The 23,660-nt window shown below is 59.9% G+C and carries 21 protein-coding genes, 3 pseudogenes and 2 other annotated features; of the genes and pseudogenes, 17 read left to right on the top strand and 7 right to left on the bottom strand.

Annotated features, from left to right (window positions below):
• Nucleotides 1–272 precede the first annotated feature (272 nt).
• Nucleotides 273–1,223, bottom strand: a pseudogene (gene tnpC / locus OKW41_RS22610) (IS66 family transposase); the annotation flags it as partial.
• Nucleotides 1,224–1,300: 77 nt separating this feature from the next.
• Here tnpC and OKW41_RS22615 point away from each other — a divergent pair.
• On the top strand, nt 1,301–2,008 hold the full coding sequence (locus OKW41_RS22615) for an IS6 family transposase (protein ID WP_429574362.1): 708 nt from the start codon (nt 1,301–1,303) through the stop codon (nt 2,006–2,008).
• 56 nt (nt 2,009–2,064) lie between these two features.
• On the opposite strand, the pseudogene OKW41_RS22620 reads toward OKW41_RS22615, so the two are convergent.
• From OKW41_RS22620 to OKW41_RS22630, 3 genes and pseudogenes are all read right to left on the bottom strand, one after another.
• Nucleotides 2,065–2,925: pseudogene (locus tag OKW41_RS22620) on the bottom strand (IS3 family transposase); the annotation flags it as partial.
• Nucleotides 2,854–2,926, bottom strand: a sequence feature (AL1L pseudoknot). (Overlaps the previous pseudogene by 72 nt.)
• Nucleotides 2,927–2,965: 39 nt before the next feature.
• A protein-coding gene (locus tag OKW41_RS22625) for an IS3 family transposase (protein WP_429574010.1) occupies nt 2,966–4,203 on the bottom strand; the annotation gives its coding sequence in 2 pieces (ribosomal slippage) (nt 2,966–3,900 and nt 3,900–4,203; 1,239 coding nt in all).
• Nucleotides 3,797–3,913: a sequence feature (AL1L pseudoknot), on the bottom strand. It overlaps the preceding gene by 117 nt.
• Complete coding sequence (locus OKW41_RS22630; RefSeq protein ID WP_429574011.1) at nt 4,154–4,432, bottom strand: hypothetical protein; 279 nt, start codon at nt 4,430–4,432, stop codon at nt 4,154–4,156. Before OKW41_RS22630 ends, OKW41_RS22625 begins: the two co-directional genes overlap by 50 nt.
• A 722-nt stretch (nt 4,433–5,154) precedes the next feature.
• On the opposite strand from OKW41_RS22630, the gene OKW41_RS22635 reads away from it, so the two are divergent.
• The 6 genes from OKW41_RS22635 to OKW41_RS22660 all read left to right on the top strand — a co-directional run bounded on the left by OKW41_RS22635 (nt 5,155) and on the right by OKW41_RS22660 (nt 10,010).
• Nucleotides 5,155–5,715 carry a hypothetical protein gene (locus OKW41_RS22635; protein ID WP_429574012.1) on the top strand — a complete coding sequence of 187 codons (561 nt, stop codon included), beginning with the start codon at nt 5,155–5,157 and terminating at the stop codon, nt 5,713–5,715.
• Between the two features lie 724 nt (nt 5,716–6,439).
• A complete protein-coding gene (locus OKW41_RS22640) occupies nt 6,440–6,760 on the top strand; it encodes a hypothetical protein (protein WP_429574013.1) in 321 nt (106 codons plus the stop codon).
• 63 nt (nt 6,761–6,823) lie between these two features.
• Nucleotides 6,824–7,762 carry an ATP-grasp fold amidoligase family protein gene (locus OKW41_RS22645; protein WP_429574014.1) on the top strand — a complete coding sequence of 313 codons (939 nt, stop codon included), beginning with the start codon at nt 6,824–6,826 and terminating at the stop codon, nt 7,760–7,762.
• A 59-nt stretch (nt 7,763–7,821) separates the two neighbouring features.
• Nucleotides 7,822–8,823, top strand: a complete 1,002-nt coding sequence (locus tag OKW41_RS22650) for a glycosyltransferase family 2 protein (protein WP_429574015.1) — start codon at nt 7,822–7,824, stop codon at nt 8,821–8,823.
• A 73-nt stretch (nt 8,824–8,896) separates the two neighbouring features.
• Complete coding sequence (locus tag OKW41_RS22655) at nt 8,897–9,547, top strand: hypothetical protein (protein WP_429574016.1); 651 nt, start codon at nt 8,897–8,899, stop codon at nt 9,545–9,547.
• A gap of 109 nt (nt 9,548–9,656) precedes the next feature.
• Complete coding sequence (locus OKW41_RS22660) at nt 9,657–10,010, top strand: SOS response-associated peptidase family protein (protein WP_429574017.1); 354 nt, start codon at nt 9,657–9,659, stop codon at nt 10,008–10,010.
• Between the two features lie 249 nt (nt 10,011–10,259).
• Here OKW41_RS22660 and OKW41_RS22665 read toward each other — a convergent pair whose 3' ends face one another.
• Entirely contained in the window at nt 10,260–11,294 is a 1,035-nt protein-coding gene (locus OKW41_RS22665; protein ID WP_429574018.1) for an AraC family transcriptional regulator, read from the bottom strand.
• 143 nt (nt 11,295–11,437) lie between these two features.
• On the opposite strand from OKW41_RS22665, the gene OKW41_RS22670 reads away from it, so the two are divergent.
• The 6 genes from OKW41_RS22670 (at nt 11,438) to OKW41_RS22695 (ending at nt 18,220) form a co-directional block, all read left to right on the top strand.
• The gene (locus OKW41_RS22670) at nt 11,438–11,845 is read left to right on the top strand and encodes a carboxymuconolactone decarboxylase family protein (RefSeq protein ID WP_429574019.1); all 408 of its coding nucleotides are present in this window, start codon (nt 11,438–11,440) and stop codon (nt 11,843–11,845) included.
• A 45-nt stretch (nt 11,846–11,890) separates the two neighbouring features.
• On the top strand, nt 11,891–12,946 hold the full coding sequence (locus OKW41_RS22675) for a 3-keto-5-aminohexanoate cleavage protein (RefSeq protein ID WP_429574020.1): 1,056 nt from the start codon (nt 11,891–11,893) through the stop codon (nt 12,944–12,946).
• Between the two features lie 81 nt (nt 12,947–13,027).
• Nucleotides 13,028–14,305, top strand: coding sequence for an MFS transporter (locus tag OKW41_RS22680; RefSeq protein ID WP_429574021.1), 1,278 nt, complete (start codon nt 13,028–13,030; stop codon nt 14,303–14,305).
• A 5-nt stretch (nt 14,306–14,310) separates the two neighbouring features.
• The gene (locus OKW41_RS22685) at nt 14,311–15,147 is read left to right on the top strand and encodes an SDR family NAD(P)-dependent oxidoreductase (RefSeq protein WP_429574022.1); all 837 of its coding nucleotides are present in this window, start codon (nt 14,311–14,313) and stop codon (nt 15,145–15,147) included.
• 229 nt (nt 15,148–15,376) lie between these two features.
• Nucleotides 15,377–17,017 carry a 3-(methylthio)propionyl-CoA ligase gene (locus tag OKW41_RS22690; protein ID WP_429574023.1) on the top strand — a complete coding sequence of 547 codons (1,641 nt, stop codon included), beginning with the start codon at nt 15,377–15,379 and terminating at the stop codon, nt 17,015–17,017.
• A 78-nt stretch (nt 17,018–17,095) separates the two neighbouring features.
• Nucleotides 17,096–18,220 (top strand): porin, encoded by a 1,125-nt coding sequence (locus OKW41_RS22695; RefSeq protein ID WP_429574024.1) that lies wholly within the window; start codon nt 17,096–17,098, stop codon nt 18,218–18,220.
• 9 nt (nt 18,221–18,229) lie between these two features.
• On the opposite strand, the gene OKW41_RS22700 is transcribed toward OKW41_RS22695, so the two are convergent.
• Nucleotides 18,230–18,547 carry a hypothetical protein gene (locus OKW41_RS22700; RefSeq protein WP_429574025.1) on the bottom strand — a complete coding sequence of 106 codons (318 nt, stop codon included), beginning with the start codon at nt 18,545–18,547 and terminating at the stop codon, nt 18,230–18,232.
• Between OKW41_RS22700 and OKW41_RS22705 the strand changes: the two genes are divergently transcribed.
• Complete coding sequence (locus tag OKW41_RS22705; RefSeq protein WP_429574026.1) at nt 18,537–18,719, top strand: BON domain-containing protein; 183 nt, start codon at nt 18,537–18,539, stop codon at nt 18,717–18,719. The two genes, OKW41_RS22700 and OKW41_RS22705, sit on opposite strands and share 11 nt — an antisense overlap.
• Nucleotides 18,720–19,019: 300 nt before the next feature.
• Nucleotides 19,020–19,994 carry an NAD(P)H-dependent flavin oxidoreductase gene (locus OKW41_RS22710; protein ID WP_429574027.1) on the top strand — a complete coding sequence of 325 codons (975 nt, stop codon included), beginning with the start codon at nt 19,020–19,022 and terminating at the stop codon, nt 19,992–19,994.
• 836 nt (nt 19,995–20,830) lie between these two features.
• Here OKW41_RS22710 and OKW41_RS22715 read toward each other — a convergent pair.
• A pseudogene (locus OKW41_RS22715) lies at nt 20,831–21,103 on the bottom strand (IS6 family transposase); the annotation flags it as partial.
• 75 nt (nt 21,104–21,178) lie between these two features.
• On the opposite strand from OKW41_RS22715, the gene OKW41_RS22720 reads away from it, so the two are divergent.
• Together OKW41_RS22720 and istA are read left to right on the top strand one after the other, a co-directional pair.
• Nucleotides 21,179–21,415 (top strand): NUDIX domain-containing protein, encoded by a 237-nt coding sequence (locus tag OKW41_RS22720; RefSeq protein ID WP_429574028.1) that lies wholly within the window; start codon nt 21,179–21,181, stop codon nt 21,413–21,415.
• 720 nt (nt 21,416–22,135) lie between these two features.
• The gene (gene istA, locus OKW41_RS22725) at nt 22,136–23,659 is read left to right on the top strand and encodes an IS21 family transposase (RefSeq protein WP_429571429.1); all 1,524 of its coding nucleotides are present in this window, start codon (nt 22,136–22,138) and stop codon (nt 23,657–23,659) included.
• Nucleotide 23,660 lies beyond the last annotated feature (1 nt).

A 23,660-nucleotide genomic window follows, 5' to 3' on the forward strand; every position in this document is an offset into this window, starting at 1 on the left:
ACAAGACAGAAACAGACTTTGCCATCCACTACATTGCCGATTTACGTCCGGCGGACGGCGACACGTGTCGCACGGGCTGGTACAACGTACGCCGCTTACACAGCGGCATTGGCTATCGTTCGCCGCTTGAATTCGAAAACCTCAACGTTAAAAGGCAAACCGTATCGCCTTGCGGGTTGTCCACCGGCGGGCAGCGTCATGGTCGTGAGAGGCGACCCGCCGCCCGCCCGTGGACAACCCGCGACTCAACACTCAACGGAGGTTAGATCGCATCAAATCGCAGGCTGCAAATCCGTCCGTCGAACCGGGTCAACCTCAAGATATGCACGGGGGTTGATGTCATTCAGTTTGCACGAGCCGATCAGACCGTACATGGCAGCGGCCCGTTCGCCTCCACTGTCGGAGCCTGCAAACAGGAAGTTTTTCCTCCCCAGACTTACACAGCGCAGAGCGTTTTCGGCGAGAGCGTTGCTGATCTCAATACGACCGTCTTCGCAGTACAGAACGAGTGCGTTCAATTGATTGAGCGAGTAGCGTATCGCCTTGGCCAACTCGGATTTTGCCGACAGGGTCGCGATCTTGTCCGTCATCCACGCCTTGATGGTCGCGAGCACCGCGAGGCTCCTCTCCTGCCGTACGCGCAATCGTTCGGCGGCGGGCTCGCCCCGGATATCAGCCTCAATGTCGTAGAGTTCGCCGATCAGCTCGAGTACGTGCCTTGTCGACTCAGTCGGCGTGCGGACATGAACGTCGTATATGTACCGTCTCGCGTGATCCCAGCAAGCTGCCTCACGAATCTTGCCGCCTGCATACAGCTCGTCGAAACCACCGTAGGCGTCGGCCTGCAGGACGCCCTTGAATCCGGCCAGATGAGTCTGCGGATGTATCCCCTTTCGGTCGGGCGAGTAGGCAAACCAGACTGCGGCCGGGTCCGTCGAGCCCGAACGGCTATCGTCGCGAACGTACACCCACAGGCGACCCGTGCGCGTCTTTTTGTTGCCCGGTGCAAGCACCGGGATCGGCGTGTCGTCCGCGTGCAGCTTGAACGTTGCCATCGTGTAGACGCGCAGCGCTTCGGTCAACGGCTCGCACAAAGCCTCGCACTGGCCGACCCAGCGCCCCATGCTGGCGGGGTCGAGCTTAACGCCGTCACGCGCGGCAATTGCCGACTGCCGGTACAGCGGTTGATGATCAGCGAACTTCGAAACGAGGATGTCAGCAAGGGCTCTGGTGCAAATAGCGCGGGGGCGAATCGGTTAAGGTGTCAGGCTGAACGAATTGAGAACCGACGATGAGCAAGCTGAAGAGCCTTGACGAACTGTTCGCAGGCCGTCACTTTGACCGCGATGTGATCATTCTGTGTGTTCGCTGGTACCTGCGCTACAAGCTTAGCCTGCGCGATCTGGTCGAGATGATGGCGGAACGGGGTCTGTCGCTGGCGCACACGACGATCCTGCGCTGGGTGCGGCGCTTTGCGCCGGAGTTCGTGAAACGGTGGAACCGCTTTGGCAGGCCCACCGGGCGGTCGTGGCGTGTCGACGAGACTTACCTCAAGCTGCGCGGCAAGTGGGTCTATCTTTATCGAGCGGTGGATCGGGTGGGCCAGACAGTAGACTTCATGCTCAGCGCCAGGCGCGACGTGAAGGCGGCAAAAGCCTTTTTCAGGAAGGCAATCGAACATCAAGGCCAGCCACCGAAGACCATCACGCTTGATGGTTATGCAGCCTCGCACCGCGCCGTGCGCGAGATGAAGGCCGATGGCTTGCTGCCTGAGGACACAAACGTCCGATCCTCGAAATATCTCAATAATCTGGTCGAGCAGGACCACCGCAACATCAAGTCCCGGACGAAAGTCATGCTCGGCTTCAAACGTTTCAGGAACGCAGCGATTACTCTCTCAGGTATTGAGTTGGTCCATCGTATTCGCAAGGGCCAATTCAGCCTCGCGAAGCTCGGCCTCAAAGATACCGCTGCGCCCGCAGTTTGGGAGGCCGTCCTGTCTGCTTGATGAGGTATCCTTTCTATAACAAAAATCTCGTCCAGACCGCCTATTTGCACCAGAGCCGCTTCTGCCTCAGCAGGTGGAATGTTGCCGATGGGGCCGAAGAGCCGACGATTGTTGAACCAGTCGACCCATTCGAGCGTCGCAATTTCAACGGCCTGCGGATTGCGCCACGGTCCGAGGCGATGGATCACCTCTGCCTTGTACAAGCCGTTGATCGTTTCCGCCAGTGCGTTATCGTAGGAGTCGCCCACGCTGCCCACTGACGGCTCAATGCCAGCCTCGACCAGCCGATCCGTATAGCGGATCGATACGTATTGCACGCCGCGGTCGCTGTGATGTATCAACCCGTCCTGCTGCGCCGGCTGTCGCTCGTACAAGGCCTGCTCCAGTGCGTCCAGAACGAAGTCCGTGCGCGCCGAGCTCGACACACGCCAGCCGACAATGCGTCGGGCGAACACGTCAATGATGAACGCGACATAGACGAAGCCCTGCCAGCTCGATACATAGGTAAAATCTGACACCCACAGCGCATTGGGCCGTTCGGCGGTGAATTGCCGGTTCACGAGATCCTTCGGGCACGGCGTCGAACCATCGCTCACTGTCGTGCGTACCGTCTTGCCCCGCACCACACCGCGCAGGCCCATCTGCTTCATCAGCCGCTCGACCGTGCAGCGCGCCGCGACAATGCCTTCCCGCTTCAATTGCGTCCAGACCTTGTCTGCGCCATACACCTGGAAATTTTCTTCCCACACGCGCCGGATCTCATCCTTGAGCATCCTGTCGCGCTGGGCCCGCGGCGGCACCAGGCCTGGATTGACGCGGCGGGCCACATGCGTGTAGTACGTCGACGGGGCAATTGGCAGCACCCTGCAGATCGGCTCGACCCCGTAGACGTGCCGGTGATCATCGATGAACGTGATCTGAACCGCCCCGGGTTTCCCGGAGGCTGTTTTGCTTGAGTCACGCCGCGATGGCGGACCCAGCGAGTTTTGAATAATAAGCGGCTTCTGCCTCAGCAGGTGGAATGTTGCCGATGGGGCCGAAGAGCCGACGATTGTTGAACCAGTCGACCCATTCGAGCGTCGCAATTTCAACGGCCTGCGGATTGCGCCATGGTCCGAGGCGATGGATCACCTCTGCCTTGTACAAGCCGTTGATCGTTTCCGCCAGTGCGTTATCGTAGGAGTCGCCCACGCTGCCCACTGACGGCTCAATGCCAGCCTCGACCAGCCGATCCGTATAGCGGATCGATACGTATTGCACGCCGCGGTCGCTGTGATGTATCAACCCGTCCTGCTGCGCCGGCTGTCGCTCGCACAAGGCCTGCTCCAGTGCGTCCAGAACGAAGTCCGTGCGCGCCGAGCTCGACACACGCCAGCCGACAATGCGTCGGGCGAACACGTCAATGATGAACGCGACATAGACGAAGCCCTGCCAGCTCGATACATAGGTAAAATCTGACACCCACAGCGCATTGGGCCGTTCGGCCGTGAATTGCCGGTTCACGAGATCCTTCGGGCACGGCGTCGAACCATCGCTCACTGTCGTGCGTACCGTCTTGCCCCGCACCACACCGCGCAGGCCCATCTGCTTCATCAGCCGCTCGACCGTGCAGCGCGCCGCGACAATGCCTTCCCGCTTCAATTGCGTCCAGACCTTGTCTGCGCCATACACCTGGAAATTTTCTTCCCACACGCGCCGGATCTCATCCTTGAGCATCCTGTCGCGCTGGGCCCGCGGCGGCACCAGGCCTGGATTGACGCGGCGGGCCACATGCGTGTAGTACGTCGACGGGGCAATTGGCAGCACCCTGCAGATCGGCTCGACCCCGTAGACGTGCCGGTGATCATCGATGAACGTGATCATCACTTCGGTCGGCGGTCGAGCTCCGCCTGTGCGAAATATGCTGACGCCTTGCGCAGGATTTCATTAACCTGGCGCAGCTCACGGTTCTCCCGCTCCAGTTCCTTGAGCCGATCCTGCTCCTGCGTGCTTGTGCCCGGGCGCAAACCCCGATCCCGCTCTTCCTTGCGCACCCAGCTACGCAGCGTTTCACCCGAGCAGCCAAATTTCGCTGCGATCGACGCGATCACTTTCCATTGCGATTCGCGGTCGCCCTGGTGTTCCAGCACCATTCGCACAGCCCGCTCACGAACTTCCGGCGAGTACCTTGGGGACTTCTTCTTGGTGTTTTCCATAGCTCCATTTTCTCAAGAAGTGGAGCCTCCGGAAATCCCGGGCCGGTTCACCGCGCACGTCGTAGTGCACGACAAACGTTGCGGGCAGAGGTACGTGTTGTCGGCCAAAGTGAATGCGTCCCCGAACGAATGCAATGCTTAGATTCAGCGCCTCTTCTGTCTCCAGATAGTGATTGGCGAGCAGGATATGCTCGGCGGCATCGGTTGCAGAAAACTCTGGGGTAAACATGATTTTTGATCCAAGACTTCACAGACTGTTGAACGGCTGCTTTCGCGAAAACTGAAGGACCGCTTCGGGTCACGTGCTGCCGATCAGGGTCTTGCGGGATTCGGCGCACGTATGCCGTTTGCATTCGGCGGTGATCGGCCATTGCGGACGCTCAGCTATCGCGCCTCATGGGGCGGCTGCACGGCAATAACCGGCCGTTCGCCCGAGGCGGCTCCGAAGCGGCGACTCTTGCTTCCGCGAATGGGTACTTACGACCCACTGCGGACGTAGAGCCTGCACAACCTTGACGGCAGTTTCCGAGGTCCAGCGGCCATTTGATTGGTCACATCAGAGAGCGGATGCTGGGCGAAAACAGAAGCACGCCTCGTTTGCTCGCCGGCCAGCTCCGTGGATGGAGGCAATCGCTGGCTTGTCCCGCCGCCGGGCGGGCGATCACTAGCAGCTAGCGGTCCTCCGAGCCGTTCGAATGCAACCGTTCGAGCTCGCCCAGGCTCACGGCGGATGCCGTTTGTCGTGGCCCACGTTGACCTGCAGGAAGCGTCAGGAATGCGGGCCCGCGACATGTGGCCACGACCGTACAGCAAAATGGCGCGAAACGCGGAGACATCGGCATGCCTGCGCGAGGCCAGCAGCTATTCTTTAGACGGAGTACGTTTCAGTTCGTGATGGTCCGCAACGGCTCAGTCCCGACCCTAGCCGCATCACTGACAATGGAGGTTCAAGTGCGCAAAGTGCTGGTGGCTGCTCTCCTCGCCCTAAGTATGGCGACTTTGTCTTACGGCTTCGACGGAAGCGGGTCAGGCGGTAGGGAAAGCGGCGAACGGGGTGGGCAACGCACCCCGAAGGTCTTTGACAGCCAAGGCAAGGTGGTGGGGCCGCTGATTAGCTATGAGCCGCTTGGCACTGTTCTTCTCGTGAACGGCGCGGTGATTTTTGCTCCGATTCAACGGGTAAGCATCAGTAACGGTAGTCAGCATTCAGCGTCGCAATTTCAATGGGCGGGCGACTTCTCTGCATATCCGACATCAGACTGCAGTGGCAGCCCGCTAATCACTCCGACCGCTGCCGCGACCTCGCAAGTACGGCCATCCCAAATCGTCAGACAAGGAGTCGATGCGACCGTATATATTGCGGGCGACACTTACTCAGTCCAGACGACGTTTATGTCTTTCTTGATAAGCGGCCGATGCTCGCCCGGTCAGGAGACGTTGGAAGCCTGGTCTCCCGAAAGCTCCTATTCGCTCACGCAATACTATCCCGAGCCGCTGACAATTCATTACTGAGCGCCCCGCTTGCCTGCTCCGCGCGCTTAGGCGCCAGTAATTTATTGTGCCATTTCGCCGGCAACCGTCTCAACGTGTCGCGCGCATCATCGCTCTGTTGTGCGCTGAATTTTGTTGCAGCAGGGCAGGCACATCACGGCGCTATCGACGCGATTCGGATCCAACTTAAGCCGTGTTAACCGTGTGCCTGCCGCGCCAAGGCGCGAACAGTCTCGGAGCCGGGGCCGCCATGCTCAAAGAATGACTATCGGACACTTTCACCGAAGGCTCGGACAAACATCTGATTCCCCGGTGCACATGCCGGTCGATCTCAAAGGCTGTTCCCGATGTCGCTAGCGACGTTTGCTCGCAGTGCTGACGGGTGTTGTTCTGGTCATATGGCTCGTTGTAACGCCCAGGTAGAGCGGGGACGGGCGTTGTCGGAATTTGCAGGCGACCGCATGAGAGAGGTGTCTCAGCAGGTCGGATTTCAGTTCGGGATTGCGGAGAGGCAAATGGGTGTCGTGCGTAACGAAATAGGACAGCTGGAAGCTGCGGTGAACACCCTGGTGCGCCGTCCGCGGGTTATCCGCCGGGATTACTGCGTATCGGAGGTTGAAGGCGTGCTTGTCCGGCCGGGAATTACCGCTCAGGACCGGCAACGCCTGGCGGCACTTCTGGACCTGCTAGGGACCGTAGCGCTCGACTGCGATGGCACAGGTGCGAACACTACGTTAGCCCTGCGGTGAAGCGCTACGAGCAACTGACCGGCGACGATCTCGTTCGATTGGTAGACCTGGTTCTGGATCGCGTCGTTGCTGACGGCGGGCGTACCCGCATGCGCAGGGATATCCTCACGGCAGACCGGTGCGGGCTGAATTCGCTGCTGAACGAATCGCCGCGCACGCCAGCCATCTTGCGGACGCAGTTTCCATCTCTGGCCGTTGAGAAGGCTCCGGACCTTTTCATCCCGAAAGAGCCCTGCAGAAGCCGCCGTTTTCGCGAAAATGGGCCAAAGTACCTTCCTTTAGCGACGCCGTCAATCACGACGGACTCTGTGCGCTAACCTCCGCAGTGACGTACCTGGAAGGCTGGCCTGGCCTCACATACGGCAAGACTATCTGACGGGATGGGAACCATGACGACGACCAACCCAACTCTGCGCAAGCTGAAAGACGCGGCCAAGTCGATGCTGCCTGCGCCATTGTTCTTGAGCCTGTTGCATCACAAGTACATTGGCCGTTATCCGAACCTGCTTCGTCCGACAACATTCAACGAGAAAATTCTGCAGAAAAGCCTGCGGCCGGATCCGTGGCTCACCGAGTTGACCGACAAGCTTACGGTCAGGGACTATGTTGCGAGAAAGCTTGGCGAGAGCCATCTTATACCGTTGCTTGCCGCCCCCGAGACCTTCACGAAAGAGGTATTCGATGCGTTGCCGGACTCGTTCGTGATGAAGGCGAATCACGGCAGCACTTATGTCAAGGTGGTCAGAAACAAATCGGCAACCTCATTCGAGGAATTGCGGGATCTCGCGAACCATTGGTTGTCCCTCGACTTCTACAAGATCGGTCGGGAAAAGCACTATCGCCCCATCAAGCCGCGTATCTTCTTCGAGCAACTGCTGCTCGATGAGAGCGGCAACGTTCCCCCCGACTATAAGCTGCAGTGCTTTGGTGCCAAATCAGGCCGGCTGGTCATCTACATTCTCGTCATCTCGGACAGATTCGGCGCTGATACGCGCGGCGATCTGTACGACGTCAACTGGAACCATCTGGACGTAGTCATTGGCGAGTACAAACCCAGTGAAAACCCGCCGCCTCGCCCGGACAATCTCGACGCGATCGTGGACGCTCGGATCAAGCTCTCGGCGGACTTCGACTATGTCCGCGTGGACCTGTATTCGCCCAATAACCAGATTTATTTTGGTGAACTTACTTTCACGCCGGGTGCGGGCGTTCTGCCATTCATGCCGGACAGGATCGACTACGAGTGGGGAAGCCTGATACCAGACGCTTACCTGTCGATAAGGCCTTCCTTCCGAGCAACTTCGCCCGGGGCACGGTAGTTTCCTGCCGATGTTTTTCGCGAACTCTCCATTAGCGGTAACGACAGTGGTGAAGCGCCATGCAAAAAATCACAATCGTGATCTGCAATTACAACCACGGTCGCTTTCTGGCCGACGCAATTGACTCATCTCTTTCTCAGGACTACCCGGAAACGCGTGTTCTGGTGATCGACGACGGATCGACGGACGGCTCACGCGAAATCGTAGAAAGTTATGGCGGCCGCATCCAGGCGCTCTATAGGGAGAACGGCGGCCAGGTCTCCGCATATAACGATGTAGTCAATATGATCGACACGGAATTCGTGATCCTGCTCGATTCCGACGATCTACTGTACAAGGGTGCGGTGTCCGAGGTCATGCAAGCATTCGAGGCCGGCGACTCCGTCAAGGTTCAGTTCCGTCTCGACGTTGTGGATTCAGCCGGGAAGCCCACGGGTACATACGTACCTCACTCCGCCGCGCCAGTCGACTGCGGTAGCCTGCTGCGCCGGGGTTGGCTCTATCCGTCGCCGCCAGCGTCAGGCAACGCCTACCGGACCAGCGCATTAAAGAAAATCTTTCCCGTGCCGGAAGCAAGCAGTAATCGCTACGGCGCAGACTTCTACGCGATCTACGGGGTCGCATTGTTGGGAGCAATCGCGACGATCCCGAAATCGTTAGGCGCATACCGCGTGCATCGGACCGAAAACACAGGAATCGATTTCGCCAATTCGGACAGCACCGACAAGGCGCCCAGGGCGTTGACCAAGCGTTGGTCGATCCTTCGGCAGATGGCGCGCTCGCGGCTCGGCATAGAGCTTCCGCCATCGTTTCACGACTTCTCACTCGAGAAGGCGTATTTTTGCTCTGCTGTTTATCAGGCTTCGTTCGCGAAGCGCTGGGGATGGGTCAGCCGGCAGTCGCATGGTTATTTGCGCTCGATAGTCGCCAATCCGTTCTGGAGCTATAAGAAGAAGATAGGCACGCTCGCGCTGTCCAGTCTTTGCCTGTTGCCTTGCTCACCGCTTTCCGATTTCGCGGTTCGCTATATTTCGAACCCGCTCGCGAGACGTCGCCTTTAGTCAACTGAAGACGTGTGTGCCCTGTTCCAAGGCTGATCCAATATTACATTGCGGAGGGCGCAACAAAGCGCATATGATGGACATCACATTGCGACGCGCAGAACACAGCGACATTCCAGGCATTGTTGCGTTCTACGAACGGGAAAGCGATCCTAATATCCTTCGGCGCAGCGCGCGTGAAGTTGCCAATGCCGTCGATCTTGGCGCCATCTTTCTGTTTTTGGAGCGTAATCAGATCGTGGCCGCTTCAGGCGCGTTCGCAATACATTTCAGGGAAGAACTGTACTTCGAATATGGCGGCACGATCGTGACGCGCCCGTTCAGAGGCTTCGATCTTCAGGATATATTCACTTCGGCACGTTTTTGCTTCGGTTTCCTCTTCTACCCGGAATCGCTTCCAGATCGTGTTTATACGTTCATCAAGCCAGACAATGCCCCATCAAATGAAAATATTAAAGGGAGAGGTTTTTCACTGCGAGAGACAGCGCCCACTCCATACATGAGACCATGTGGAACCTGTAAATCGCGCGCGTCACTCCCGCCTGGCAGAAGATGCTGCTACAACATCTATGGAATCGATATGGAAGCGATCAGGCGTAATGTCCGATACTTTCTCGAGGCCTCCGCGGAGCGCACGTCGTCAAAGGGCATGCGGCTTGAAATAACCTCGACCCTGTTTCGAGACGCGCGCCAGCGCGCCATCCTCCATAGCGTCATTGCTTGAGTGCTCTCGTGCCTGGCGTCCATACATCCGCACTCACGGCCCGAACTGTTGCCAACGCAAGAACGGGCGGGTGTCGCCGGGGAAGCCATCATATGAAACCGGCAAGCCCGTGCGCTGGCGGATCGGTCTGGCTGATCAGGTGTCGTGTGCCATAGCGGGCCTATGGCGCACGTGGGAAAACCCGGACGGCACGCAAGCCATGAGCATGACGATGCTTACGCTCAACGCCGACGATCATCCGTTAATGAAGCGGTTTCACAAACCCGGAGCGGAAAAGCGCGCTGTCGTCGTGCTCCCGCAATCCGATCACATTGACTGGCTTTCGTGCAGGAGTACGGACGAAGCCAGATCGTTCCTGCGATTGCTGCCAGCCGACGCCTTGCACGCGGAACCGTACCCGCTTCCGCCGCGCGAACGAACCGCGCTCGCTCCCGAAGCGGGCGATCAACCGTCCCTTATCTAGCTGGCAGGGCCGACTCCAATCCGTGCATTTCTCGCACCGTCGGGCCAAAAAAGATTGTTCTTCGCGGATTTTCCGGGGTGACCACTTGCCGACAGGCAGTAGTCGGCCAGTTTCAGCCACTCGAAAAGGCTTGTTGGTCGTCCCCTTCCGGCTGGACACGAGACACTCGTCGATGTTGATTTGATCCCTGGTTCACCGCTCCGCTTCACCCGTCGTCTTGCTACGAGAATCAGCGACCCAACGCGCTGGCTAGCCAGGCGATGCATCGCGGGCCCCGGCACTTCGTTGTGCATTTTTGCGGCGCCATGTCGAAACGCTGCAGCCGAAACGGCCGTTGAACCAGCGGGAAAACGCGCTCAACGATGAGAATCCTACCAGCGTAGCCACTTCAGACAGCGGCCGGTCGCCGCTACTGACATACCGCATTACCTGTTCAACCCGCACCGCATCGACAATCGACAGAAAGCTGTCACCCTGACGGGCGAGGTGGCGATTCACGGTCGTGCGATCCACGCCCAGATGCTGCGCGATCCGGTCGGCCGAGCAGGTGCCAGACGGCAAAAGCGCAATGACCAGTTTCCTGACCTTGTCGGACATGGTTGCGTTGGACTGAAGCAGCATCGAATCCAGATACCGGCGCACCTGCTGCGCCATGACCGGATCGTAAGCTGGAATCGCGGCGTCGAGATCCGCTGCGAGGCACACGATGCCGTCGAAATCCTGGTTGAACTCAACGGGCGCGCCAAATACACGCGTATGCATGGCGAGGCTGGCTGGAGCGCTGTACGTGAGACAGATGGTGCGCGGCTTCCACGCTGCGCCCAGCACCAGGCCAAGCGTCCGATACATGACGCCCAGCATCAACTCCGTTGCCTGGCGCATCGAGCCAGGCATGCCGCCCATGAGGTCTTCCCGGATGATGGCGAGTCCTGCCGTTTCCTCGACGCGCATCACGACCGCTTCGTTCTGCAGGCGCAGATAGTGCGCCATTGATTCGAGCGCCTTGCGCAGTGTCGGCTGTTCCCGCATCGCAAAACCGAGAGGGCCAAGGTTGGAGAGGTGGCGCGTCTCGGCCATGCGCAGCGCGAAATCCTCGACGGCAGCGGCCCGGGCGGAGGTTTCCAGCAACCGCGCCACTGCCTCGGCCGGGATCATGATGTCGGGGTTCAGCAACGCGGAACGGTCAATGCCGGCATCACTCAACTGCTGGTAGGGATCAAGGCCCACCGATCGGGCCACTTCGACGTAACTGGTCAGGGCGGCACTGCGAAGCAGATAGGACATATGGTTTTCCCTCGTGCATCAAAATGTAAATTTTTTGCCTCAATCTGTCAAACCGCTATTTGCCAGTATCCGATACTTGCCTCCAGAGACGCGTGATGACCAACGCGTACGGAAATTCGAGAAGTTCGAGAGGAGGCGAAACAATGAGCAATGAGACGAGCCGCAGCGCGACCCCGGTCTGCGATCAACTGCGCGCAACCGGCAACTGGAATCCCGCCTGGGATGCCATTGCAGAACTCGATCCTGTCTGGGCCGAGAAATTCATGGCGATGGGCATGCACACCGTGATGTCGGGTGTGCTGGAACCGAAGGTGTTCGAGTTCCTCGCCATCGCGGTCGACGCGTCCTGCACGCATATGTATGCGCCGGGCACACGCCGTCACATCCGCCGCGCGCTCGAACTGGGCGCCACCAGGGAAGAAATCGCTGCGGTCTTACAGGCGGTTAGCGTCCTTGGCATTCATTCCTCCAGTCTCGGCGCGCCGATCCTGCTGGAAGAACTGGCCGCCTTCGAGAAGGCAAACATCGACGCTGCGCAGGCCGTTGCCTGACGTCAGCGCCGTCACTTCATTAATTTTCAAAGAGGAACACAGACCATGCATTTCCTTGACGACTCCCTGCTGCCTGAAAACCAGGAAAAACTCGTGATCCAGGTCGCGCCCTATGGGCCGCAATGGATCCCCGGCGATTCGGACGATATCCCGGTCACGATGGACGAGCAGGTGCAGAAGGCCGTCGACTGCTACAACGCAGGCGCGACGGTCCTGCACGTGCATGTCCGCGAAGCCGACGGCAAAGGCAGCAAGCGCCTGTCGATGTTCAATGAGATGCTGGCGCGTCTACGCGAAGCGGTACCGAAGATGATTCTGCAGGTCGGCGGCTCGATCTCGTTTGCACCCGAGAGTGAAGGCGAAGCCGCCAAATGGGCCGACGACGACACGCGCCACATGCTCGCGGAGTTGAATCCGCGTCCGGATCAGGTCACCGTCGCGATCAACACCGGCCAGATGAACGTGATGGAGTTGATGACCGAGGCCGACATCGCCGGCACCTCGTTCATGAATCCCGTGCTGCAGGCGGCCTACCGCGACATGATCTCTCCGTCCAATCCGTCCTGGCACGTTGAGCACATCAGGCGGCTGATTGCCGCCGGCATCCAGCCGCAGTTCATGCTGGGGAACCTGCCGCAACTGGAGACGCTCGAGCGTCTGATCCGCAAGGGCGACTATAGCGGGCCGCTGAACCTCAATTACGTGACGCTCGGTGGCGGCTCGTCGTGGTCACATCCGGCCGACCTGATCGAGTTTGCCCGTCGCACGCCGGACGGCGCCGTCCTCACGATCGAATCGTATAACCGCAATGTCGTGCCGATGAACACGATGGCCATTGCCCTGGGCCTGCACGTGAGAGTCGGCATCGAGGACACGCTACGCGGCCCGGATGGCGAACGCGAGACTTCGGTGCAGCAGATCGAGCGGATGGTGCGCATTGCGCGCGAGCTCAACCGCGACATCGCGAGCGGCGAGGATGCCCGGCGCATCTACCAGACCGGCACCCAGTGGAGTTCGGTCGACGAGACGCTGCACAACCTGCGTATGGTCCCTAACCGGACGCCCAGCCGGCGCGACGTGCCGGCACGCAAGGTCGCCTGAGCGGGGATAACGGGGCGCAACACGGCAGCGTAGTGCGTTGCGCCTCGCTAGCGACAAACCCCCTCTCAGGCATGGAGACAGATGATGTTCTGGAAGAAAAGCCCCTCTGCGGTTCTGGCGTCGCTACTGGTGATCCACCTGCTGGCGCACATCGACCGCAATATGCTGCTCGGCTTCTCGCCGCAGATCATTAAAGACCTGGCACTCAGCAACACGCAATACGGCTTTCTGGTCGGCGCGGTATGGGTGCTGAGCTTCGGCGTGATGGCGATGTTGATGGGCACCCTTGCGGATCGTTTCAGCCGCACCCGGGTCATCGCCGCCGGCGTGCTGATCTGGAGCGCGTGCACGCTGGCCTCCGGCCACGCGCAGAGCTTCGAGCAGATGGTCGTGGCGCGCTTTTTCGTTGCCAGCGGCGAAGCGGCGCTGGTACCTGCCGCGGTGGCGCTGCTGGCTGAACTGTTCTCCGAGAAGCGGCGCGGCACGGCCATGGGACTGTTCTTCATGGGGATTCCTTTAGGTGTCGGCTGCAGCTTCCTGCTCGCCGGCAGCTTTGGGGCCACGCACGGCTGGCGGACCACGTTCTATGCCCTGGGCATCATCGGCGTCGCCGTTGCCTTGCCGCTGGCGCTGCTCAAGGAAGACCGTAGCCAGCTCGCACCGCAGGAACGCGGCGCACCGTTCGTAGCCCAGGCGCTCGCGGTGTTGCGCACCGTCGGCAGCAACCGTGCGCTGGGCTTCGTGATCGTTGGTTTCGTACTGGTGCACCTCGTTTTTGCCAGCTTTTCCTTCTCGCAGTTGTGGCTCGTCAACGAGCGCGGCATGAACGCGGCTGGCATTGCCACCAGGACCGGCGCGCTACAACTGGTGTTCGGCACGCTGGGCGCGGTGATGGGTGGCGTCATGGGCGATCGTGTGGCGAGCAAACTGCGCGGCGGTCACGCCAGCTTCATGGCACTCCTCGTCGTGATCTGTGCGCCATTGATGCTGGCTTATCGCTTCGTGCCGGCAGGGTCACCCCTGTTTTACATCGGCATGTGCGCCGGATTCTTCCTGCCGCTGGCGGTCTACGGCCCGGCGATTACGGTTATTACCGGCGTGACGCCGCAGAACATGCGCTCGACGGTCACGGGCTTCGCGATGCTGTCGATCAACGTATTCGCCCTTGCCATCGGCACCGTGGTCATCGGTATGGCCGCTGACCATTTCATCAAGGCTGGCGCCACTGCTCCGCTGATGGGCGTCCTCGTCGCAACTGACGTGATGACGATCAGTTCGGCGCTGTTTTTCGCCCTCGCGGCGCGCGCCTCGCGCAGGCACCGCGCGCCCGCACTGGAAACCATTCAACCTGTGAGGTAATGAAAATGCAGAACCAACGTCAGAATCTGGAAGGGCGAGTCGCCCTCGTCACCGGCGCAGGCCGCGGCATGGGGGGCGCCATCGCCGTTGATCTGGCCCGCGCCGGTGCACGGGTCGCGATCTGCGATATCGACATACCGGCCCTGGAACAAACGCGCGCCGCGGTGGAAGCGGCCGGTGCTCCGTGTCTGGCGCTGCGCTGCGACGTGTCGTCCAGCAGCGAAGTCGCCAGTCTGTTTGCCGCCATCGGCGAGCGCTTCAGCACGCTGCACATTCTCGTCAACAATGCCGCGCTCGTGCCGAACACCCCCGTCGATACGGCGCGCCGCAACCGGCATTACGGGTATCTGACCACGCCCGTGCCGCGGCAGTCGCTGGGTTTCACCAGCAGCATCAGCGACGAGGAGTGGCATCGTTACTGGGACGTTAACGTGCACGGCCTCTTTTACTGCACCCGCGAAGCGCTCAGGCTGATGCATCCGCAGCGCGACGGCAGGATCATCAACATCGCCTCGATCGCCGGCATCTCGGCCATGAGCGCCCATAGCCCGCACTACAGCGCCACCAAGGGCGCGGTGGTTGCCTTCACGAAGTCGGTCGCGGCCGAAGTGGCGGGTGCCAATATCTTCGTCAACGCGATGGCGCCAGGTGGTGTGGCCACTCCTGAATTCACGGAATATTTCGAGGCCGCCGGTGAGGAAAAGCGCAACCAGTTCTGGCAGATGGTGCCAGCCGGACGTCTGGGAACGATGGAGGAATACGCCTCGACGGTGACCTACCTCGCCGGCGATCATTACCTGGTCGGTCAGGTGATCAGCCCGAATGGCGGCGTAGTGATATGACCCGATGCGCCGCGTGACCTGAAGCGACCACACCTGAAAAATCCTTGCATCGACCTCTTCGGGGTCCGCCATAACAATCAGTTGTACGAATGGTATGGGTGAACGCTTCCAGAGATCGGTCTTTGGCAACAGACGAATGACCGGTAAAAGACCGCAGGCGCTCAATGGCTCGAATGCTGCCGCGGGCGATGTCGGCTCGTGACTTTGCATTAAAGAATGGACGGACGAAATGAACGGTTTGATGCTGCAAAAGCAGTTGCTGATTTCCTCGCTGATCGTGCATGCCGATCGCCATCATGGGGATACGGAGATCGTGTCGCGGCGGGTAGAGGGTGACATCCATCGCTACACCTTCCGCGACTGTCACCGGCGTGCGCGACAGATGGCCAATGCGCTCACGAGTCTGGGCATCAGGCCGTCTGACCGTGTCGGCACCCTCGCCTGGAACGGCTATCGCCACATGGAGCTGTACTACGGTATATCCGGCATGGGCGCAGTGATGCATACGATCAATCCGCGCCTGCACGTAGACCAGATCGCCTACATCGTCGACCATGCGGAAGACCAGGTCCTGTGCTTCGATCTGACGTTCCTGCCACTGGTCAGGGCCATTGCCGGGCGCTGCAAGACGGTCAAGGCATTCATCGTGATGACCGACCACGCGCATATGCCGCTGGATACCGGTATTGCCAACCTGCTGTGCTACGAAGATCTGGTCGAAGGGAGTTCATCCACCTATGCGTGGCCGAATTTCGACGAGGATACCGCCTGCACGCTGTGCTACACGTCCGGTACCACCGGCAACCCGAAGGGCGTCCTCTACTCGCATCGCTCGTCGCTGCTTCACACGTTCGCTGCCGCACTGCCGGATGCGCTGAACTGCTCGGCGCGCGACGTGATCCTGCCGGTCGTGCCGATGTTCCATGTCAATGCGTGGGGCATTCCGTATGTCGCGTGCATGGTCGGGGCCAAGCTCGTTTTCCCCGGTCCCGGGCTGGATGGCGAATCGCTGCACGAGCTTATTGAAGCCGAGCAGGTCACATTTGCGGCCGGCGTGCCAACAGTATGGCAAGGCCTGCTGACCTGGCTCGAACAGACCGGCCGGAAATTCTCGACCCTGAGGCGCACCGTCATTGGCGGCGCAGCCTGCCCGTCCGCGATGCTTCACAGGTTCCAGGATGAGTACGGCGTGGAGGTCCTGCACGCATGGGGCATGACCGAACTGAGTCCGCTCGGGACCATCGGCGCGATGAAATCGAAACATCTGGCGCTGCGCCCGGAAGACCGTTGCGCCGTGCAATCGAAACAGGGGCGCGCGGTGTTTGGCGTCGATATGAAGATCCTCGGCGAGAGCGGCCAGGAACTGCCGTGGGACGGTGTGAGCGCTGGCGATCTGCTGGTGCGCGGCCCATGGGTGGTGCGCAACTACTTCCGCAATGAAGGTGGCAACCCGCTGCGGATTGATGCCGACGCGCATGGCTGGTTCCCGACCGGCGATATCGCGACCATCGACGCCGACGGCTTCATGCAGATCACCGATCGCAGCAAGGACGTGATCAAGTCCGGCGGCGAATGGATCAGCTCGATCGAGATCGAGAACCTCGCAGCCGCGCACCCCGCGATAGCGAGCGCGGCCTGCATTGCGGCCAGGCACATGAAGTGGGATGAGCGGCCGCTGCTGGTCGCCGTGAAGCGTCCCGATGCACAGGTGACGGCGGAAGAACTGCTGGGGTTCTTCGAAGGGAAGATCGCGAAGTGGTGGACGCCGGATGCCATCGTGTTTGTCGATGCGATGCCGCTTGGTGCTACCGGCAAGGTGTTGAAGAACCAGCTGCGCGAAGCGTTTCAGGACTATCTGTTGCCGACTTGAGGAAGCGGGTGGCATGGCGTGTTGAGTATTGAACGTACGTCGTTACGGGTGGATTAAAGCTACAAAACTGGAGACGCAATGAAACTGAAATGGGTAGCTGCGGCCGCGATGGCCGTTCTTGGAAGTCCGGCCTATGCGCAGTCGTCGGTGACGCTGTACGGCGTCGTTGATTCCGGTCTGCTATATCAAAGTACCTCGGCGGCCTCGTTCAGCCCGACGGCGAAGAATCTGGGGAAGATCTATCGCTACAAGGACGGCGGGATCTACTCGAGCATCTGGGGCATGAAAGGGACCGAGGATATCGGCGGTGGCTATCACGTCAACTTCAGGCTGCAGGGGTCGTTCGACAGCGGCACCGGCAAGTTCGGCCTGGCGGATACGCCGGGCGCGGTGGCGCAGTTCAACCAGTTCGCGACGGTCGGCGTGTCGGGACCGTTCGGTACGGTGAACTTCGGTCGCCAGATCGTGCCGATGGCCTACGCGATGGCCGATACCGACGTGCGGGCGGGCCAGTATTTCGGCAGCATCCTGACGGCATGGCTGGGCATGAACCAGGCCGCAGGCTGGGCCGGCACCAGCACCAACGGACCGATCGGCGCGCTGTACGACAGCAATGCGATCGTCTACGAGTCGCCGACATTCGCCGGCGTATCCGCAGCGCTCGAATATGCGCCCGGCGGCGTGGCAGGTAGCTTCCAGGGCGGCACGCGCGAGTCCGCCGTGCTCAAATACTCGAACTATGGCCTCAATCTGAGAGCCGTCTACTACAACGGTCACGACACCAATCCCGGACCGACGACGGTGCCCACCGGACTCGCCAATAACCGCCTCTACTACCTCGGCGCGCTTTACACGTATCACGCCTTTTCCGTTTCCGCGTCATATACCAACGGCAAGAACCCGGCCCACGCGAATCTGGTCAACCTCGACCTCTATTCGGCCGGCCTCGGCTATCAGTTCTCACCGGCATTCAAGCTCACCAGTGGCGTGTACTACCTGAAGGACAGGAACAACTCGACCAACAAGTCACTCGAGGTCGCCGGAGGCGCCGAATACAGTCTGTCCAAGGCCACTTTGCTCTATGGCCAGGTGGGCTGGGTGAACAACCACGGAGATATGACGCAGACGATTACGTACGGCCAGCCCGTCGCGCCGGGCCTCGGGACGACGGCGGTCATGCTCGGGATACGCCACTACTTCTAGGGATCCTCCTTATTGGGCTCGCAATGAAGACCTCTGGCCGGTGAAGCGTGCCGGCTCGCCACGCGGTAGCAGAACAGCGATTCCGACCGGGATCCCACAAGAGTCAAGAAGACTGGAGAAAGCAATGAAGGTAATCAGCATGCTCAAGCTGGCAGTCGGCGCATTGATCGTTACGACATCCATCAACGCATGGTCACAGCCTGGCGAACCGGGCAGCGCGCCAGCCGCATCCTCCACCGCGACGCCGGGCAGCGGCGCTTCGACGAGTTCCAGACAGGGTGATCGCGCGCTCAGCAGGAAGGTACGCGCTGCGCTCATGAAGGACAAGGAGATCAGTGCTTCAAACATCAGTGTCCGTGCGAAAGGTGGCGCGGTGACGTTGTTTGGCACGGTGTCCGATGCAGCGCAGATCGACAGGGCGGCCGGGGTTGCCCAAGCCGTGCCGGGCGTGACAACCGTGAAAAACAACCTGACACTCAAACGCGTATTCGGCCAGTAAGTGCTCCTCATAAGTCAGTTCGGACCGCTGCCAGGCTTGCAGCAAAGCGATACCGCTCTGCCCACGACATCAGTCCGACGGCGCATCCCGGTGACGAACAGCGCAAATGGATCGATTGCGCAGATGAGCCCAGTTTCGTCGAAGGGGTGACGGCATTCGTCGAGAGACAAAAACCCAACTTCGACCGGGTGTGCCGCACCGTTCTTCAGCTTTAGCGAACAGACGAACCGACAGGAAAGTGCTGCTGTCGGTAACGCCCTAGCCATTTCTATCAATCGAACGAAGTCACGGAGTCCCGCAATGACAATTCCTGCCTTGCTGGGAAAGAACCTGAAGTTGCCCGTTATCGCCGCGCCGATGTTTCTGGTATCCGGTCCGGAACTCGTCATGGCGACCTGCAGGGCCGGAGCCATCGGCACCTTTCCTGCGCTGAACCAGCGTACCACCGAGGGGTACGCACAATGGCTGGACACGATCCAGTCCGGACTGGGTCCCAATGACGCGGCATTCGGCGTCAATCTGATCGTCCATAAGACCAACCCGCGGCTGAGTGCGGATCTCGACGTTACCGTGCGACACCAGGTACCACTGGTGGTCACCTCGCTGGGCACTGCGCGAGAAGTAATCGATGCAGTGCATGCCTACGGAGGGTTGGTGTTTCACGATGTCACCACCATCGCGCACGCGAGGAAGGCTGCCGAAAGAGGCGTGGACGGTCTGATCCTCGTCTGCGCTGGCGCGGGTGGCCATGCCGGAACCCGAAATCCCTTTGCCTTCGTGCACGAAGTGTGTCAGTTCTTCGGCGGCACTATCGTCCTGTCGGGTTGCCTCTCCACCGGTCGCGACGTTGCGGCGGAGCTGCTGATGGGCGCGGACTTTGCCTACATGGGTACACGATTTATCAATACCAGTGAGAGTCGAGCCGTCGCCGAATACCGGCAGATGATCATCGCCAGCCAATCCGACGATGTCATCTATACACCCGCCATCTCCGGCATTCCTGCGAATTTCCTGAATGCGTCCCTCAGCGCCTGCGGCCTCGACCCAAAGAGCCTGCCGGAAAAGCTCGCGGTCGACATTGGAGGAGAACTCAATCATGAGGCCCGGGCGTGGAAGGACATCTGGTCGGCCGGCCAGGGGGCGGGCGCTATCAGGGACGTATTGCCGACGCCGGAATTGGTCGGGCGGTTGGCGCGTGAGCTGCATGCGGCGTGGTCCGGATTGCCGGCAAGACTATCTCAATTCGCTGAACCGCTCACGGAAGGAGGCGCATGAAACATTCAACCCGGCCTCTGTGGACCTGGATAGGCAGGGGGCTTCTACAATCTGCTGCCTGAGCTCGGGCGGTGTCATCCGCGAACGTCACTTGTTGCCCGCCTCCTGGTTCGGACGTTCGGAGACCTTTTCTGAGCGTCTCAAATGGGTTGACCAACGCCATTCGAACCGCCACAGTCCGAAAAAGCTTAACGTGCGCAAATTTCCGAATCTTGAGACGACCCGTAACGGTCAGCACAGTAATGCCCTCGCTATAACAAAGACGAAGACACCAGCAACAAAGGTATTTCGAGACTCAATCACGCGGCTTCAGCATCTGCTATCTACGCTTCACGAAGTACGTTACCGTACCCCATGCAAGACTTGCTTCCGGGCTGGTGGCTAGCCTTTGCCGGGAGGGAGTCGAACCCTCTGGATTCCAATGAAAGGTTTCCGTTTTCACTTTCCCCTTTCCCAGGCTTTTCCTGGCGCGATGTCATTTCCCTTTCCATCCGCAACAAGGTTCTCACGTTCCATACCGAAGCCTGTATTGAGCTCATGCCGCCTCTACGCCGGCTGCCGCCAGGTCCGTAAGCAGGTCTCGTCCTGACTGATCCTGGAGCGACGAAATGACCCCAGTTTTGACAGCACCTTAACGAATTAACGACGCATCATCGAACGGTTTGCTTTCGCTCATCTTCTCAACACATACCTGCCATCCTTATGGATGACTTTTCCACGGTCGCTCACCACCACGCCTTTTGAACGCAGCAGCACCGGGCGGTTTGAAGCCTGCTCCTGCAAGCCGGCTTCGGGAGGCCTACTCCCATCTTCAGTACAGCACCACAAGCTTTCGCTTGTGTTCGTGACACACTCTCGTCCATGCGCCAGCTCTTGCCGACCGGCCGCTTGCGGAGGCGAAACGCTTTCTCCAGCACCGGCAACAGCTTGATGGCCCAGCGGTGCACAGTCGAATGATCGACCGAAACACCGCGCTCAGCCATCATGTCTTCGAGGTTCCGCAGGCTCAGCGGATAGGCCACGTACCAGCGCACGCAAGTCAGAATCAAGTCGAGTGGATAATGCAGGCGTTTGAGCACTCGGGCCACCGCCGGATTTAACGTCTTCATCGAGCTTTCAGTTTAGTGTCTTTCCGCACATCATAGCGGAACGCCTTACTGCAACAGAGCCAGGACGGATACCCCGTGATCGACGTTCGAGGCGCGTTAATCGAGGACGATCGTGTCCTTCTGGTGAGAGAGAGATCCACCGGCCGGTGGGCTTCGCCTGGAGGGTTTGCGGAGATAGGACTATCGGCCGCAGAAAACGTGCAGAAAGAGTTTCTTGAAGAAGCCTGCGTTAAGGTGGTGGCAACGAATCTCTACAGCATGCGACATCGGGCAAAAGGACCTTTTAATCCAGATCCTCGGGATTTTTTATAAGCTCTATTTTCTCTGTAACCGGGCGGATTTCGCGAACCCTCGACCAGGACCAGAAGTCGGGGACGCTTTTTTTTCGATCAACCAGTTGCCTGACTTGTGTGCGGATCGTACCGTTCGAAATCATATCGAGCGGGCATTCAATTCCATTCGTGCCCCAGGGCCCACCCTTTTCGATTGAACGGGCAACGCCGTGTAACGCCGCCTAACGCCGAGGATACATTTTGCGGGCAGCCAAAAGCTTGCGCCCATCGCAGGGCTAAGCAAGATCCGTTGCAGCTCTAGACTGGTGGTCGGATCGACAACAGCGGTATAAACGCTGTGCGTGCAGTTAGGCCGCACGCGGTGAAGTCCTAAGGAGCAAATCATGGCGAAAGACGCACGCGACAGGATCAAGCTGTGATTGACCGGTGGCGCGGGCACTTTCTACACGACTATCAAAACAAACACAAGCTGTCTGTCACGGATCGGCGTAATGAGGCCATTTCGGGATCGGCGTAATCGAGCCACCAGATGATCGCCGTAATCGAGCCAGTGCAGGATCGGCGTATTGGAGCCACTCGATGATCGGCGTATAGGAGCCACCTCAGGATCGGCGTAATCGGGCCACTTGACCGGCTCGTTGTTATGTCGGGCTGCAGCCCGAAACGCATTTCGAATTTCCGTAACCCGGTACCTTCGGATTCTTTGCCCGGAGGGCCGATGAGTAACAGGAGGTTCGAAGTGTTTGAGTATCGACAGGTTCTGGCGCGTATGCGTCAGGGCGATTCCGACCGCGACATTGCCGGCGCGCGCCTGATGGGGCGCAGCAAGCTGAAGACCGTACGGCAGGTCGCGCTCACCCACGGCTGGCTCGACCCGGGCAGGCCCTTGCCAGACGATGCCGAGCTCGCGGGCATCTTCGGCCGTGACCCGAAGGTGCCGCGTAGCCGCATCTCCACACTCGAGCCGTTTCGCGATCTGTTGCGCGGCTGGTTCGACGCCGACGTACAAGGCACTACGATCTTCAGTGCGCTGCAACGCAACCACGGTTACACCGGCAGCTATTCGGCAGTGCGCCGCTTCCTGCTGCACTTGAAGGCCGAGCGCGGCGTCACCGCAACGACGATTCTTGAGTGGGCGCCAGCTGACGCCGTGCAGGTGGACTTCGGCTCGGGGCCAGCGCTCACGCACGAGTCCGGCATCCCGCTCAAGACGTGGTTCTTCGTCATGACCCTGTGCTGGTCGCGGCATCAGTACGCCGAGATCGTACTGGACCAGACGGTCGAGACATGGCTGGCCTGCCACCGGCGTGCGTTCGAATGGTTCGGTGGTTGTCCAGGCCGCGTCATCATCGACAACGCGAAGTGCGCGATCATCAAGGCCTGCACGTACGATCCCGAGGTGCAGCGCTCGTATGCTTCGGCTGCCGAAGCATACGGTTTCCGGATCGACGCATGTCCGCCACGTGACCCGCAAAAAAAGGGAATCGTTGAATCGGGCGTCAAATACGTCAAACGATCCTTCGTGCCGCTGCGCGAGTTCCGCGATCTCGCCGATGCCAACCGGCAGTTGCGCGACTGGGTGATGCAGCAGGCCGGTGTGCGCGATCACGGCACGACACGTGAACAGCCATTGACGCGATTTACGATCGAGCGCCCGCTGCTCACGCCGCTGCCCGATGTGCCGCCGGTGCTCGCCGTGTGGAGCGAGGTCAAGGTGCATACGGATGGACACGTCGTCTACAGGAAGGTGTTGTATTCCGTGCCGTTCACGCTGGTGGGCAAGCAATTGTGGCTGAAGGCGACCGACACAGTGGTGCAGGTGTTCCACCGGCATGAACTCGTCGCAACACACGTGCGCAAGCGCAAGCCCGGCGATCGCTCGACGGTACGGGACCACCAGCCACCTGAAGCACAGGCCTGGCTTGAGCACAACCCGCAGTGGTGTCTGGCCCGGGCAAAGGAGATCGGGCCAGCCTGCCACGCGGTGATTCTCGCGCTGTTCAACGATACGGTGCTCGTGAACCTGCGCGGCGCGCAGGGCATCGTGCGTATGCGCGAGAAGTACGGCGATGCACGACTGAATGCCGCCTGCGAACGCGCGCTCACGTTCGCCAGCCCGAAGTACCGCACCATCAAGACCATTCTCGACAAGGGGCTGGACAGCCAGCCTGCGGCGGCCCCGGCGCAAACGCCGGCACCCGCCGACACCTATCTGAACGGCGGCCGCTTCGGCCGCGACCTCCAATCTATCCTGCTGCATTGAA

Origin of the sequence: Paraburkholderia sp. UCT70 (assembly GCF_050434085.1) — a bacterium.
In the GTDB taxonomy this organism is placed as follows: domain Bacteria; phylum Pseudomonadota; class Gammaproteobacteria; order Burkholderiales; family Burkholderiaceae; genus Paraburkholderia; species Paraburkholderia tuberum.